This is a genomic window from Wolinella succinogenes DSM 1740, assembly GCF_000196135.1.
In the GTDB taxonomy this organism is placed as follows: Bacteria; Campylobacterota; Campylobacteria; order Campylobacterales; family Helicobacteraceae; genus Wolinella; species Wolinella succinogenes.
Window position 1 is genome coordinate 1,166,642 of sequence record NC_005090.1, and the last position, 12,655, is coordinate 1,179,296.

Here is a 12,655-nt window from a genome sequence, read left to right on the forward strand (position 1 = left end):
CGTTTCCTATACCAATAAACATTATATCACGAGCTTTGCTGAGTGCATCACAAAGGGTAGCGTCAAAGGAGTTTGGTTATAATTTCTCAAAAAAATAGCCAAAAAGGTCAATCGCATGAAAAAACTTTGGGCAGGGCGCTTTCTTGAAGCAAGCTCTGAGCTTTTGGAGCGCTTCAACGCTTCACTGCCTTTTGATAAGGCACTCTATTTTGAAGATATCAAGGGCTCCAAGGCGCACGCCAAGATGCTCGCCAAGCAGGAAATCATCACCGCCAAAGAGTGCGAGGAGATTTTGGCGGGATTAGAGAAGGTTTTGGGAGAGATTGAGCGGGGTGAGTTTGTTTTCAAAATTGCCGATGAGGATATTCATATGGCCATTGAGGCAAGACTCACGGAGCTTATTGGCGCAAGTGGCAAGAAGCTCCATACAGCACGCAGTCGAAATGACCAAGTGGCGGTCGATTTTAGGATGTTTGTGCTGCGGAAAAATGAAGAGATTCGGGCCCAGATTTTAGAGCTCATGGAGACGATTCTAGAGATTGCTTCCAAACACATCTCGACACTGATGCCCGGCATGACCCATCTTCAGCACGCTCAGCCCGTCAGTTTTGGTTTTCACATGAATGCTTATGCGTGCATGTTCAAGCGTGATGTAGAGCGCCTAGAAGATAGCCACAAAAGACACAACTATTGCCCTTTGGGTTCGGCTGCTCTGGCGGGAACCCCTTATCCCACTGATAGAGAGTTTCTCGCCAAGGAGCTCGGGTTTTTGGCTCCCACGCTTAATGCGATGGATTCGGTGAGTGATCGAGATTTCGCACTAGATCTGCTCTATGATATAGCGATGGTGATGATGCACATCTCAAGGCTAGCCGAAGAGATGGTGCTTTGGAGCAGCTATGAATTTAAATTCATCACGCTTAGCGATGCCTATTCCACGGGAAGCTCTATCATGCCCCAAAAGAAAAACCCTGATGTTCCTGAACTTCTAAGGGGCAAAAGCGGTCGAGTCTATGGGAATCTCCTCTCGCTTTTGACGGTGATGAAGGGACTGCCCCTAGCCTACAACAAAGACACTCAAGAGGATAAAGAGGGGGTGATGGATAGTGTTGAGACCGCACAGATCAGCCTGGCGATTCTTAAAGAGGCGCTAAAAAGTGCGACTATCAACGCCAAAGCCATGGAGGAGGCGTGCAAGAGGGGGCATCTCACAGCCACCGATTTGGCGGATTTCCTCGTGAGAAGTTGCGAAGTCCCCTTTAGAGAGGCACACCATATCACGGGGCAGGTGGTCGCCTATGCCGAATCTAAAGGCAAAGATATCTCTGAGCTGAGCGAAGCGGAGATTCTTGGAATCGATTCAAGAATCAAGGCGGGAGTGAAAGAGGTCTTGAGCTTGAAAAACTCCATGAATGCGAGAAATTCTCTAGGGGGAACTTCGAGTGCCCAAACCAAGGCTCAGATCAAAACCCTGCATACTTGGCTTAAAAAGAGGCTCAAATGAGTCTTGATAGACCTCCGCTAGAGGTGAGGGTAGAGCACACGGGGGAGAAGCGTTTTAGCGCCAAAGGAGCGCACTTGGAGCTGGAGTTTGACACGACCCAAACCTCACCTAAAGAGCTTTTCCTAGCAGGAATGCTGGGGTGCAGTGCCTATGATATGGTGATGATTCCAGCCTCTAGGGGGTATGAAATCAAGAATCTCTCCTTGAGTGTCAAAGCCCATCCAAGCGCTGAGATTCCCCATCGATTCGAGCGATTAGAACTTTTGTACCAATTGGATTCGACCGCCCCCAAAGAGGAGATTCTCTCTTGGGTGGAGGCGACCTTGGAGAGCTACTGTACGACCATCAACACGCTCAGGGGAGGGTGTGAGGTGAGCTACTCTGTCTTGTGTAATAAAGAGATGATTTTAAGCCAAAGGAAGCTGTTTTGAATAAACAAGAGACGATTGTAAAGATGTTTGATGAGATTGCACAGAGCTACGACTTGGCCAATCGAGTGCTTAGTTTTGGCATTGATGTCTCATGGAGAAAAAAGGCCTGCTCACTCTCTTTTGAGCATCTAGGCAAAAAAAGCGTGCGCATCTTAGATGTGGCATGCGGAACAGGAGATATGATCCTTCACTGGCAAAAAAACGCCAAAGAGCAGGGGATTGAGATCGAAAAAGTGATTGGGATTGATCCCTCTTCAGGAATGCTCAAAGTCGCCAAGGAGAAGCTCCCTGAGATAGAGTTTATTCAAGCCGAAGCCAAAGCTCTCCCTTTGGAAGAGGAGAGTGTGGATATCATCTCCATCGCCTATGGGATTCGTAATGTCATAGAGCGCGACAAGGCGCTAGCGGAGTTTCACCGTGTCCTCAAACCCGGCGGAATCTTGGCGATCTTAGAATTCACCAAAAGCGAGAATGACTCGATTCTCGATTCCTTGGCAAGCTTTTATACAAAAAAGATCCTTCCCTCTATTGGGGGAATCATCTCCAAAAATTACGCCGCCTACAAATATCTCCCCGATTCCATCGAAGAGTTCTTGACCAAAAGTATGCTCAATCGCGAGCTTGAAGCCATCGGGCTAGAACCGCTCTACAGTCGTAGCTACTCTGCGAATATCTCCACGCTCTTTATTGCCAAAAAGCGCTAATTCTCTTTTTTCTTTGGGGTGAGGTCATCCATCAGCGAGGCGGCCTCTCTTAGGCGCTCTCTATCAAAGTGAGTGTAGATTCTAGAGGTATTGAGATCGGCATGTCCGAGCGCCTCTTGGACGAGCACAAGATCACGCTTTTTTTGGTAGAGGAGGGTGGCAAAAGAGTGGCGGAGCATATGAGCGCCATTTTTCTCCTTACGGATTCCAGCCCAAAGGAGAATCTGTTCCACGATGCGGCTCACATAGGCTTGCGTAAGCCTTCCGCCTTTTTGGTTGCAAAAGAGCCAATCCTCTTGGGCATTGAGACTTTGGCGCACTCCAAGCCACTCATCCAGCTCTTTTTGAATGGGCTCTTTTTTCACCATCACCATGCGCTCCTTGTTGCCCTTGCCTCGAATTTTTAAAAGATAGGAATCCTGATCGGGCAAAAAATCTTTGAGCCTTAAGCCAAGGGCTTCGCTGACGCGGATTCCCGTGTAGAGGATGAGTTTGATCACGAGGCGATTTCTAGCGCGAATATCGAGTGAAAACTCATAAGAATCAAGTGCCTCCAAGAATCGCTCCAGCTCCTTTTCATTCATGTAGGCAGGGAGTTTCTCTCCACTTTTACCCCGCAATCCACCCCAGTTTTTGAGCTCGATTCTAAAGAGATGCGAGTTTCCTTGGTCGTCTTGGTTTTGCTTGTCAATGTAGCCAAAAAAGGAGAGGAGGGCGATACGGTGGTTTTTTTTGGAGGCGTCTGAAAGTCCGCTCGTGGCAATGACAAGGTAGTCGCTTAGCATCTCCTCATCGATCTCTTTCATGGAGGCAAGCCCTAGATAGCTTAGGCGTTCATAGAGCTTGATGAGAGGATTGACGTAGGTGTTGATTCCAATTAGCCCTGCATTGCGAGCCTCTTTGCCACACCATTTGAGCTCCTCAATGTTGGTGATTCCTCGAGTGAGCTTGAGGAGAACTGCATCAAGCCGTTTTCTCTCTTTGACCTGATGGTTGGAGAGCGTGGTGACTTTGTTGCGAACGAAGCGTTCCATCCAAAAGAGAAGCGTCTCCTCAAAACGATCCTTGAAATCGATGGGGTATCTCATTTAGTATTGAAAACCATAATTTTCAAACTCATAATTGAATCGGTCCGCCCTGCAGAACGATCTTCTCTGTCACATTCAATCCAAAGCCTGAAAGCCCCACATACTCGCGATTCTCTTCAGAGGTGAGCAATCGGAAGTTTTTGATTCCAAGAAATCTTAGCATCTGCGCTCCAATTCCAAAGTCTTTGATTTGAGGAGCGGCGTTTTGGGGAGTGTCCATGAAAATAATGAGCCCATTCTCCTCTTGGATCTTTTTGATTGCCTGCATAAGAGTCGAATATTTCTTTTCGCTCTCCAGTAAACTGAGATCTTTGCCCACGGTATGATATTTCACCAAAGAATTGTCGATGATTTTGCCAAAGGCATAGAGGGTATGTTCTCGACGATGATGATCTTGGAATACATAGCGCTCTGCCCTTTTGCCTAGAAATTCCACTTCGCTTCTCTCTTTAATGAGAATGAGCATCTCATTTTGCATTCGATACTCGATGAGATCAGAGATGTAGACGATTTTAAGATGGTGCTCCTTGGCAAATTCCATCAAATCATCGCGTCTAGCCATGTGACCATCTTTTTTGATGATTTCGCAAATCACGGCCACGGGAGCAACGCCAGCAAGCTTGCAGATGTCCACGGAGCCCTCAGTATGGCCTGTGCGTACGAGCACCCCACCCTCTTTGGCAATCAAAGGAAAGATATGCCCTGGACGAACGAAATCTTCAGGCTTGCTGGTGCCATCCACCATCTTGCGGATGGTTAAGTCGCGCTCAAAAGCTGAAATCCCTGTGCTGCACTCTCTAGCGTCAATGGAGACGGTGAAGGCGGTTTCATGCTGAGAGTTATTTTCGCGCACCATAGGGGCTAGGCCGAGCCGATCACTGCAGGTCGAGGTGACGCAGACACAGACAAGACCTTTGGCCTCAGAGACCATGAAATTAACCTTTTCAGGGGTTGAAAAAGCAGCAGCATAGACGAGATCGCCTTCATTTTCGCGATCTTCATCGTCCATCATGATGATCATTTCACCTTTTTTAATGGCTTCGATCGCCTCTCTGACTCGATTTAATGGCATATGAATCCTTTGGAAGTGCGGTTTATGCGAGGATTATACCAGCATTTGCTTGACAAGTAGTCAAAAAGTGAATATAATTCCAGCCTCACAACGATGTTGGGGTATCGCCAAGCGGTAAGGCAGCTGGTTTTGGTCCAGCCATCCGGAGGTTCGAATCCTTCTACCCCAGCCACTGTGTGGAGTTTTTTCTTTTATATACTTCTTCAAAAAATCCGTGACGCGGGATAGAGCAGTCCGGTAGCTCGTCGGGCTCATAACCCGAAGGTCGTCAGTTCAAATCTGGCTCCCGCAACCAACCCCATTAAAGTCAAACTCACTCAATCAATCAGGCTCTCTTCAAATTCTACACCCTCTTAAAAACGATAATTGATTCCCACCACTCCCGTCAATCGCGAGCTATCTTCGATAAGGGGACTATCTTTGATCTCGCTGCCATAGCGTAGCCACTTCCCTCCTCCAAAGAGCGTCCACGATCCACCAAGACGATAGTATCCGCTAAGGCCTAGATAGGTATTGGTTGAGCCGCTAGGAGTATAGGCATCCCGCCCCGCTCGTGCTTCAGAAGAGCGCACACCATAGTAGTAATCGCTCAAATCTTTAGAGAGATATTCAATTCCAACAAAAGGCGTCAAACCCCAACCGTTTTGATGGTAGTCGTAGCGATACTCTAGCTCGGTTGCATATCCATTGTGCACCCCAAGGAGATCATGGCTGAGGGTCGCCTCAAAGGTTCCAAAGGGCGTCTGGAGTGCCCCCTTCACTCCTCCATCAAGACTATATTTTCTCGTGTTCATTCCTTCTAAATAGCCGCTCTCTTGACGCTTGAATCCATCCATGCGCCCCTTGACTAAAAGAGTCAAAGAGAGGGGTGATTCTTGGTGGATTTTGTATCCCGCCTCCAATCCGTTGAGATAGAGCGATTCTCCTTGATAATTGACCCAAGGCATGGCCAGCACTGTACTATCATCATCCTTGTAGGGACTCGTTTGGTACCCTACTCCCGCTCCAAGCGAGAACTCACTCGCCTCTAGGATACAAATCCCCAACAAGGCAAACAGCCATCCTTCTCTTTTCATGCTTTCACTCCTTCGTGTTCATTATCTAGCAAAATCCACGCAATCCCCTCGCGTGTCATGTGAGGCTTCAAAAGGGCTAGAATGTTTTCTATCACACCCTTAGTCTCCTCTTCAAAGAGCCGCCCTTCAATCTCCAAGAAGAGATTCCAAAAATTAGAGACTATCCAAAGGTTTTGCGTGAGGATTTTTTTGAGCTCCTCTTTGAGTGGGCGCAAGATTCCTGCCTCTTGGAGCACTCCAAGCATCTTTTCTATCTCTTTGAGTCTTTTTTGCTGAAGTTTTCCAAAGCGTTCTTTGAGGCTTGGATCGTTTTGAAAGAGAAGCATCATCTCTGACTGAAAGAATCGATACTCCCAAAAGTAGTGCTCTCTTCGCTTTAGTAGGCTTTTTGGTGAGGGGAGGTGAGCCGAATCAAAGTCATAAACCTCTTCAAAAAGCGCTTCGGCACGATCAAGAATCGCATGGATGATGGCCTCTTTGTGGGGAAAGTAGTAGTAGAGATTCCCAGGACTAATCCCCATTGCCTCAGCGATGTGGCGCGTGGAGACATTGGCGCTCCCTTGCTCGTTAAAGAGTTTTAGCGCTGTATTAAGAATCTCATCTCGTCTAGAGGGGGAGGACATGGGGGCTCCTTGAAAAAAGTATCCCTATTTTAGAACAATTATTCTAAATAATCAAGAGCCCCTAGAATCTTAATGACGGATATGCCCCATGAACTCCTCTCGGGTACGTGCATCTCTTTTGAAAAGCCCCCTCACTGCACTGGTGACCATGACGCTCTGCTGTTTTTCCACGCCTCGCATCACCATGCACATATGGGTCGCTTCAGCCACGACCATCGCCCCTTTGGGCTGGAGCACCTCCATGAGTGTGTCGGCGATCTGGCCTGTCATCTTCTCTTGGATTTGGAGTCGGCGAGCAAACACCTCGACTAGACGCGCCAATTTACTGATACCCACGACTTTTTGGTCGGGAATATAGCCGATACTCACCTTGCCAAAAAAGGGGAGCATATGGTGCTCGCACATGGAGTAAAACTCGATGTTCTTAAGCACCACCATCTCATCGCAAGCACCGTCTTCAAAAACAGTGCCAAGAATCTCTCTAGGGTCTTGAGTGTAGCCGCTGTAGAGCTTATCCCATGATTTGACCACGCGCTTGGGGGTGTCAAGCAACCCTTCGCGATGGCGATCATCTCCGATGAAGTCAAAAATGGAGCGAATCGTCTCCTCCATTGCGATTTTTTTATCTTCCAAGTAGAGCCTTTATTCGATTTTCAATAGTGGGATGAGTGCTGAACGCCTCTTTGGGGTCAAAGAGGTAGGCAGCACGGCGCGTTGGGTTGGCATCAACCTCGCTAAAGTCGCTTTGAGCGTAGTTTGTGCTAATTTTTTGGAGGGCGCGAATCATGGGGCGATTATCCTTCATGATGTAGGCTGCACCGCTATCGGCCATGTATTCACGACTTCGACTGAGGAACGTTTGCAAAAACATGGTGATGAGCGGAAGGATGAACTGAAGCACCAAGAGGATGGTTCGTGCACTCTGCGCCCCCTTATCCCTGCTGTTCCCCATGAACATATAGACGGCATAGTTGGCGGCTAAGAGCATGATATTGCTGAGCACGCCCACCACGAGAGTGAGGCGAATATCGCCATGGCGAATGTGGCTTAGCTCATGCGCCACGACCGCTTTGAGCTCATCTCGATCAAGCTTTTGCATAAGTTCGGTGGTCACAGCGATGAGGGAGTTTTGCTCGCTCCAGCCGCTTGCAAAGGCGTTCATGTAGGGCGCCTCCATGAGGTAGAGCTTGGGAGTAAAGGGAGTGTTTGACTCTCTGACCACCTCTTGGAGAATCTGAACAAGATCTGATTCTTGGCGGGAGAGGGAGCGATCTGAAGGAAGAAGCTCTTTATACTCGCTTCCACTGAGCATGATTCGCTTGAAATAGAGAATCGTCACTCCAATGGCTCCAAGGGCCAATACGCCCATGCCAAGCGTCACCAAAGGGGTGATATGAAAAAAGATGAGGGCATAAAGCCCCTCTTGAAGGCTTGGGGCGTTGATGCGCACGACATCCACCAAAAGTCCGATAAAAAGAAAGATAGCGACATAGAGCGCTAGAACGAGTTGGGTTTTGGTTTGATTTTCGCGTATCACTTTTTCAAACATTCTTTAGAGCCTCCTTTATTTTGGGATTAGTCGATTTTGATTTCACGATGGGCTAGCTCTTCGATGAGCACGGTGGCATAAGAGCCTTTGGGAAGGTAAAAATTGAGCTCTCCATGCGCCTCTTCTTCGATATAGCGATACTCCAAATCTTCAGGGAATATCCACGCAAGACGCCGACTCCCCTGCTCCTGTATCTTTTCATCGATAAAGGGCGCCTCATAAAGATGGGCGATACCCTCGGAGCTTTTGGCCTTGGTGCCGCTTAAAAGTCCTGCAGGCACGATATCTTTTTCCACGAATCGCCTTGATTCCTCTTCCATATCCTCCGCAACAAAGATCTTGCCATGGGGGTAGTGATGGAGAATCTCCCCCGGAAGAATCTTGAAAGGATGGGGCTGCTTCTGGAGTGCTTTGAGCTGCTCCACAGGGATCATCGGCGCAAGGCGTGAGGCTTCAGAGGGGGTGAATTCGGCTAAGATTTTGGAGAGCTTGATCCGCTCTTTGAGCCACTCATTAAAGAGCTTGCTCTGATAGGCGCTGAGCAAAAAGGTGCGGCGTTTAGGGCTTGTGACCCTCTGCTCTCCATGAGCGATTTTGCGCCCTATTTCGTGGTTGTTGCCATCATTTCCAAAACGTTGATAGCCAAAATAGTTAGGGATTCCCCACCTCTTGATCTCCTCTAGCACCCCTTGGATTTTGAGTGAATTGAGGGGGGAGAGCTTTTTGAGGCGGATAAAGAATCGATTTCCTTTGAGGTGCCCGATACGGATCTTGTTCTCGTGTCGCACCTGTTCTAAAATCTTCACCTCAGGATGATCAAAAGCTTCTAGTTTATCGCCGAATTTAGCAGGAATCGAGAGGTGTTGGAGGGTGAGTGCAGACTTATCTTTGAGTCCTGCGTAGCCGATTTCTCGGCTTTTGATTCCAAGGTGAGAGGAGAGAATATCGACCAATTCAAAGGTGCTTAGATTCCTCTTGCGAATCTTGAGCACGAGATGTTCGCCCGCACCACTAAAAGGATAGAGGGGAATCTCTTCCACGACAAAGTCCCTAGGGGTCTGGGCGAAGTGGAAGTCAATGGGTGCGTGGTTTAGGTAATACAATCTCTCCATAAATCTCTCTTTGAACTAGGGTTTTTAAGCCCACCATTATAGCAGTCGGAGGTTTTGAGTATAATAAGCCCTTTGGAGATGAAAATTAGGTTGGAGGGAATATGGAGTTTTTGTATCAGAAACCTTGGGATAGCGCTTCATGGGAAGCCTATGTGAAAATGAGTGCTTTAGCGCTGATGTTGAGTGTTTTTTTGATGATGGGGTTGATGTATGTGGCGATGGGGTCGCTTATCCTTCCTCAGATCATTTTGGGTGTGGTGTTCACGCTGATTTTTGTGGCGCTCATCTACTTTTTGCGACGCAATGTCGTGGGGAAAATTTTTGCCGTTTTGTTTTTGGTGCTTATTGTGGTGGGGACGATCACAGAGGTCTCTTCGGTTTTAGAATCGGAGCTAGCGATAGGCTTTGTACTAGTGGATCTAATCCTTCAATTTGCCAAGCTCTACGCTATCACACGACTCACGATTCTTCTTTTTGATTACAAGCGCCTAGCGGAGTGATTCTCCGCCCTGGGCCACCTTGGTATAGCGTTTTTTACCCGCCTCTCTAAGAGTGTGTTCAGCTAGCTCATAGACCTCTGTCGCTATCCCATCCGTCTTATCCGCTACTCCTGCATTTTGTTGAGTTACAGTATCAAGTTGGGCAATAGCCTCATTGATCTGAGTGATTCCTTGGGCTTGCTCTTTAATACTATCACTCATCTCATTGACAGATTGAACTAGGACATTGGTATTGGCCTCTATCTCTCCTAAAGACTTCTGAGTCCTCTCGGCTAGCTTTCTCACTTCATCGGCAACGACTGCAAATCCTCTTCCATGCTCTCCTGCTCTTGCGGCTTCAATGGCAGCATTTAAAGCCAGTAGGTTGGTTTGATCGGCAATGTCTCTAATGATCATGATGACATTACGAATCTCTTCAGTCTGTTTAGAGACCTCTTCAGCTCTATGGCTGATTCCTCCCATAGAGCTACTCATCTCTTCAATAGCGGCGGCACTCTCTTCTAGGCTAGCGGCTTGTTCGTTGGTGCCTTGGCTTAGAGTCTCCATGGAAGCTCTAAGATTTTTGGCTTTCTCCTCCAGCTCTAGCGCCATATGAGTATTTTGGGAGAGCATGAGAGAGACGCTATCTCCTAGTTGATTGAGGGCAATGGCGACTTTTCCTTTGGCATTTTCATAGCGTGCGGTGAAGTCTTGCGCCGCATAAGAATCCAAAAGAGCGAGCAGTCGAGGCAAGTCACCTGAGACATTTTGACTGACGGATTGGATGATCTCATTGAGAAGCCCTTTGAGCTCCATGAGCGAGGTGTCTTGGCAGGTGCATTTCACTTCATTGCGGAAGTGTCCCTCCTTCATCTCAGCGGCGATCTTTTTCACTTCGTTGAGTAAGGTGCGATTCTCATTGGTCTGTTCTTGGGCTCGTGCCATTTTTTGATTGAGAATTGCCGCCATTTTTCCAAGCTCATCCCCGCTGCTAAAGTCAATCGCCCTAGCCTCTTGGCTCAACCCCTCGAGGTAGGCAAAAAATCCATCCAAACCGTGCGAGATTTTATCGATGGCCTTAATAAAGTAGCTAGAGCCAAGCAGCATGATGAGCAGGATGACGATTCCCACGATCGCTACAGCGATAGAGAGTTGGATGGTGGTGGAGACAATCTCCTCTGCAAAGAGCTTTTTATTCTCATTGGCGCTCTTGGCGGCGGCATCGATAGATTTTTGCAAAGAGGCTTTGTATCCTCGCCAAATTCCTGTGTTCTCTTGAATCTGTGTGCTAGAGATGATCTCTTGGCGTTTGGCTTGCTCATAGAGCGCCTTGGTGTGCCCAAAAAATTTCTCATACCCCTCTTTCATCGCACTAAAAACCTCAGGACTTGCAGCGTTTAAGGCTTGATTGTGCGAGGAGAGAATCTCCATGGCTGTGGCTAGATTCTCCACCGCTTTAGTGTCTTTGGGGTTGATGTGGATATTGCGAAGCGCTTGACCGATTTGGAGCGCCTCGGCGATGGAGCTTTTTAGTGTGTCTTGAATGAGAAGCTCGTGATCGGTACGCTCAAAAGTCTCTTGGATGTGGTTTAGCTTAATATAGAGCATGACCCATGTAGAGAAGAGCAGAGCAAAAATGAAAAGCGTGGCCATTGTAACTTTGGCTTTAATATTGAGACTAGACAAATGAAGTTCCCTCCTTCAGGTGTTTTTCTTGAGCGTATACTGCCACCATTTGTCAAGACAACTTTTTGAGAATTCATCTTCCAGCCTCTAGCCTTTAATTTAAGCAACGTTTTTCAACCCTTCTAGATAAACATTCATGGGCTTTTGATAATTTAGTGCTGAATGAAATCTATTGTGATTGTAAAAATTGATATATCTTGAAACCTTAAATCTGAGATCTGAAATAGAGCTATACTCATTGATATAGATTTCATCATATTTTAAAGTCCTAAAAAATCTCTCAATGGCAATATTATCAATGGATCTGCCTTTACCGTTCATAGAGATTTGAATGTTGTGTTTCTTGAGAAGTTCTGTATGTTCATGGCTGGTATATTGGCTACCTTGGTCGGAGTTGAATATTACAGGAATGTCATATTTTTCAATGGCTTCTTTTAAAACATCTGTTACAAGAGATGTATCCATAGTTGTTGATATTTTCCATGAGAGTATCGTTTTACTGTGCCAATCAATAATGGCGCACAAATACACGAAACCACCCTTGATTGGGATATAGGTAATATCTCCACTCCAAACCTGATTGGCTCTGTTAATTTCAAGCTCTCGTAGTAGATATGGATAGATTTTATGTTTATAGTTTTTAATGGATGTGTGTCGTTTCTTTTTTGGAAAGATTGCCTGTATCCCCATAGTGTTCATTAGCTTATTGACTTTATTTACACCAATTGAAAATCCATCTTCCAAAAGCTGCCTATGCATAAACCGATAGCCATAGGTTGAGGATATATCAGTATATATCTCATCTATCCTTTTCATGATTTTTAAATCATTGTCTGATATGGGTTTAGGTTCATAATAAAGGGTTGAGCGATTTAAATCTATTATTTCACATTGTCTTGCCATGGAGAGATTCTTTAGCTTGGGTGTGACAAGATCTTTTTTATTTGATAAGCCCAAGCTCTTTAGCTTTCCCACTGCCCAATCCCTCTCTATGGTTGTTTTTCCTAATTTCTTTGCTAGAGCATCATTCTCTGTTTTTAGCTCTTCTATCTCATCTTTATAGGCTTTAGTAGCCGAACCTACATCAAATACTAGTGATGCATTCTCTAAAAACTGCTTTTTCCAATCAATGAGACTTTTTGGTGTAATCTCATATTTACTGGCAATCTGTGCTACAGTCTCTTCGCCACCTAGTAATTCTAAGACAACTCTAGTTTTAAATTCTGCACTATAGCTTTTTCTTTTTCTACTCATTTTTTCCTCTCCTAAATCTTTAGAAAATTCTACCATTTAGGAAGATAAACCTTTCAATTTATTGTCTTGAATTTTAG

The 12,655-nt window shown here is 46.4% G+C and carries 13 protein-coding genes and 2 tRNA genes; 6 read left to right on the forward strand and 9 right to left on the reverse strand.

Translation table 11 applies throughout. The features are described from left to right. The first annotated feature begins 115 nt into the window (after nucleotides 1–115). Genes argH through ubiE form a run of 3 tightly spaced genes read left to right on the forward strand, consistent with a single transcriptional unit; the run spans nucleotide 116 to nucleotide 2,639 of the window. Nucleotides 116–1,504, forward strand: a complete 1,389-nt coding sequence (gene argH, locus WS_RS05820) for an argininosuccinate lyase (protein WP_011139087.1) — start codon at nucleotides 116–118, stop codon at nucleotides 1,502–1,504. Then, nucleotides 1,501–1,935, forward strand: coding sequence for an OsmC family protein (locus tag WS_RS05825; RefSeq protein WP_011139088.1), 435 nt, complete (start codon nucleotides 1,501–1,503; stop codon nucleotides 1,933–1,935). The genes argH and WS_RS05825 overlap by 4 nt, the downstream gene beginning before the upstream one ends. After that, nucleotides 1,932–2,639 (forward strand): bifunctional demethylmenaquinone methyltransferase/2-methoxy-6-polyprenyl-1,4-benzoquinol methylase UbiE, encoded by a 708-nt coding sequence (gene ubiE / locus WS_RS05830; protein ID WP_011139089.1) that lies wholly within the window; start codon nucleotides 1,932–1,934, stop codon nucleotides 2,637–2,639. Before WS_RS05825 ends, ubiE begins: the two co-directional genes overlap by 4 nt. Here ubiE and WS_RS05835 read toward each other — a convergent pair. Then, nucleotides 2,636–3,727 carry a tyrosine-type recombinase/integrase gene (locus WS_RS05835; protein ID WP_011139090.1) on the reverse strand — a complete coding sequence of 364 codons (1,092 nt, stop codon included), beginning with the start codon at nucleotides 3,725–3,727 and terminating at the stop codon, nucleotides 2,636–2,638. The two genes, ubiE and WS_RS05835, sit on opposite strands and share 4 nt — an antisense overlap. Nucleotides 3,728–3,755: 28 nt before the next feature. Continuing rightward, on the reverse strand, nucleotides 3,756–4,799 hold the full coding sequence (locus tag WS_RS05840) for a bifunctional 3,4-dihydroxy-2-butanone 4-phosphate synthase/GTP cyclohydrolase II (RefSeq protein WP_011139091.1): 1,044 nt from the start codon (nucleotides 4,797–4,799) through the stop codon (nucleotides 3,756–3,758). A gap of 97 nt (nucleotides 4,800–4,896) precedes the next feature. Here WS_RS05840 and WS_RS05845 point away from each other — a divergent pair. Together WS_RS05845 and WS_RS05850 are read left to right on the forward strand one after the other, a co-directional pair. Then, nucleotides 4,897–4,971 (forward strand) — tRNA-Gln (locus tag WS_RS05845). A gap of 46 nt (nucleotides 4,972–5,017) precedes the next feature. Continuing rightward, a tRNA-Met gene (locus WS_RS05850) sits at nucleotides 5,018–5,094 on the forward strand. Between the two features lie 58 nt (nucleotides 5,095–5,152). Here the strand turns inward: WS_RS05850 and WS_RS05855 are convergent. The 5 genes from WS_RS05855 to truD all read right to left on the reverse strand — a co-directional run bounded on the left by WS_RS05855 (nucleotide 5,153) and on the right by truD (nucleotide 9,159). Beyond that, nucleotides 5,153–5,875: a MipA/OmpV family protein gene (locus WS_RS05855; RefSeq protein WP_011139092.1), complete on the reverse strand. Its 723-nt coding sequence runs from the start codon at nucleotides 5,873–5,875 to the stop codon at nucleotides 5,153–5,155. Next, nucleotides 5,872–6,498 (reverse strand): TetR/AcrR family transcriptional regulator, encoded by a 627-nt coding sequence (locus tag WS_RS05860; protein ID WP_011139093.1) that lies wholly within the window; start codon nucleotides 6,496–6,498, stop codon nucleotides 5,872–5,874. The genes WS_RS05855 and WS_RS05860 overlap by 4 nt, the downstream gene beginning before the upstream one ends. 69 nt (nucleotides 6,499–6,567) lie before the next feature. After that, nucleotides 6,568–7,110 (reverse strand): GTP cyclohydrolase I FolE, encoded by a 543-nt coding sequence (gene folE, locus WS_RS05865; RefSeq protein ID WP_041572142.1) that lies wholly within the window; start codon nucleotides 7,108–7,110, stop codon nucleotides 6,568–6,570. Nucleotides 7,111–7,120: 10 nt separating this feature from the next. Further along, nucleotides 7,121–8,047 (reverse strand): zinc metalloprotease HtpX, encoded by a 927-nt coding sequence (htpX, locus tag WS_RS05870; RefSeq protein WP_011139095.1) that lies wholly within the window; start codon nucleotides 8,045–8,047, stop codon nucleotides 7,121–7,123. A gap of 26 nt (nucleotides 8,048–8,073) precedes the next feature. After that, nucleotides 8,074–9,159: a tRNA pseudouridine(13) synthase TruD gene (gene truD, locus WS_RS05875; RefSeq protein WP_011139096.1), complete on the reverse strand. Its 1,086-nt coding sequence runs from the start codon at nucleotides 9,157–9,159 to the stop codon at nucleotides 8,074–8,076. Between the two features lie 101 nt (nucleotides 9,160–9,260). Between truD and WS_RS05880 the strand changes: the two genes are divergently transcribed. Continuing rightward, nucleotides 9,261–9,659 carry a hypothetical protein gene (locus WS_RS05880; protein WP_011139097.1) on the forward strand — a complete coding sequence of 133 codons (399 nt, stop codon included), beginning with the start codon at nucleotides 9,261–9,263 and terminating at the stop codon, nucleotides 9,657–9,659. Here WS_RS05880 and WS_RS05885 read toward each other — a convergent pair. Further along, a complete protein-coding gene (locus tag WS_RS05885) occupies nucleotides 9,648–10,769 on the reverse strand; it encodes a methyl-accepting chemotaxis protein (RefSeq protein WP_408646048.1) in 1,122 nt (373 codons plus the stop codon). The genes WS_RS05880 and WS_RS05885 overlap by 12 nt on opposite strands. 654 nt (nucleotides 10,770–11,423) lie before the next feature. Continuing rightward, nucleotides 11,424–12,614, reverse strand: coding sequence for an IS3-like element IS1302 family transposase (locus WS_RS05890; protein ID WP_011138235.1), 1,191 nt, complete (start codon nucleotides 12,612–12,614; stop codon nucleotides 11,424–11,426). Nucleotides 12,615–12,655 lie beyond the last annotated feature (41 nt).

Bases quoted from the DNA above. Each gene is read 5' to 3' on its own strand.
- WS_RS05840 (WP_011139091.1), bottom strand. From the start codon at position 4,799: ATGCCATTAAATCGAGTCAGAGAGGCGATCGAAGCCATTAAAAAAGGT.
- folE (WP_041572142.1), bottom strand. From the start codon at position 7,110: ATGGAGGAGACGATTCGCTCCATTTTTGACTTCATCGGAGATGATCGC.
- WS_RS05890 (WP_011138235.1), bottom strand. From the start codon at position 12,614: ATGGTAGAATTTTCTAAAGATTTAGGAGAGGAAAAAATGAGTAGAAAA.
- WS_RS05835 (WP_011139090.1), bottom strand. From the start codon at position 3,727: ATGAGATACCCCATCGATTTCAAGGATCGTTTTGAGGAGACGCTTCTC.
- WS_RS05880 (WP_011139097.1), top strand. From the start codon at position 9,261: ATGGAGTTTTTGTATCAGAAACCTTGGGATAGCGCTTCATGGGAAGCC.
- WS_RS05855 (WP_011139092.1), bottom strand. From the start codon at position 5,875: ATGAAAAGAGAAGGATGGCTGTTTGCCTTGTTGGGGATTTGTATCCTA.
- truD (WP_011139096.1), bottom strand. From the start codon at position 9,159: ATGGAGAGATTGTATTACCTAAACCACGCACCCATTGACTTCCACTTC.
- WS_RS05860 (WP_011139093.1), bottom strand. From the start codon at position 6,498: ATGTCCTCCCCCTCTAGACGAGATGAGATTCTTAATACAGCGCTAAAA.
- WS_RS05825 (WP_011139088.1), top strand. From the start codon at position 1,501: ATGAGTCTTGATAGACCTCCGCTAGAGGTGAGGGTAGAGCACACGGGG.
- htpX (WP_011139095.1), bottom strand. From the start codon at position 8,047: ATGTTTGAAAAAGTGATACGCGAAAATCAAACCAAAACCCAACTCGTT.
- argH (WP_011139087.1), top strand. From the start codon at position 116: ATGAAAAAACTTTGGGCAGGGCGCTTTCTTGAAGCAAGCTCTGAGCTT.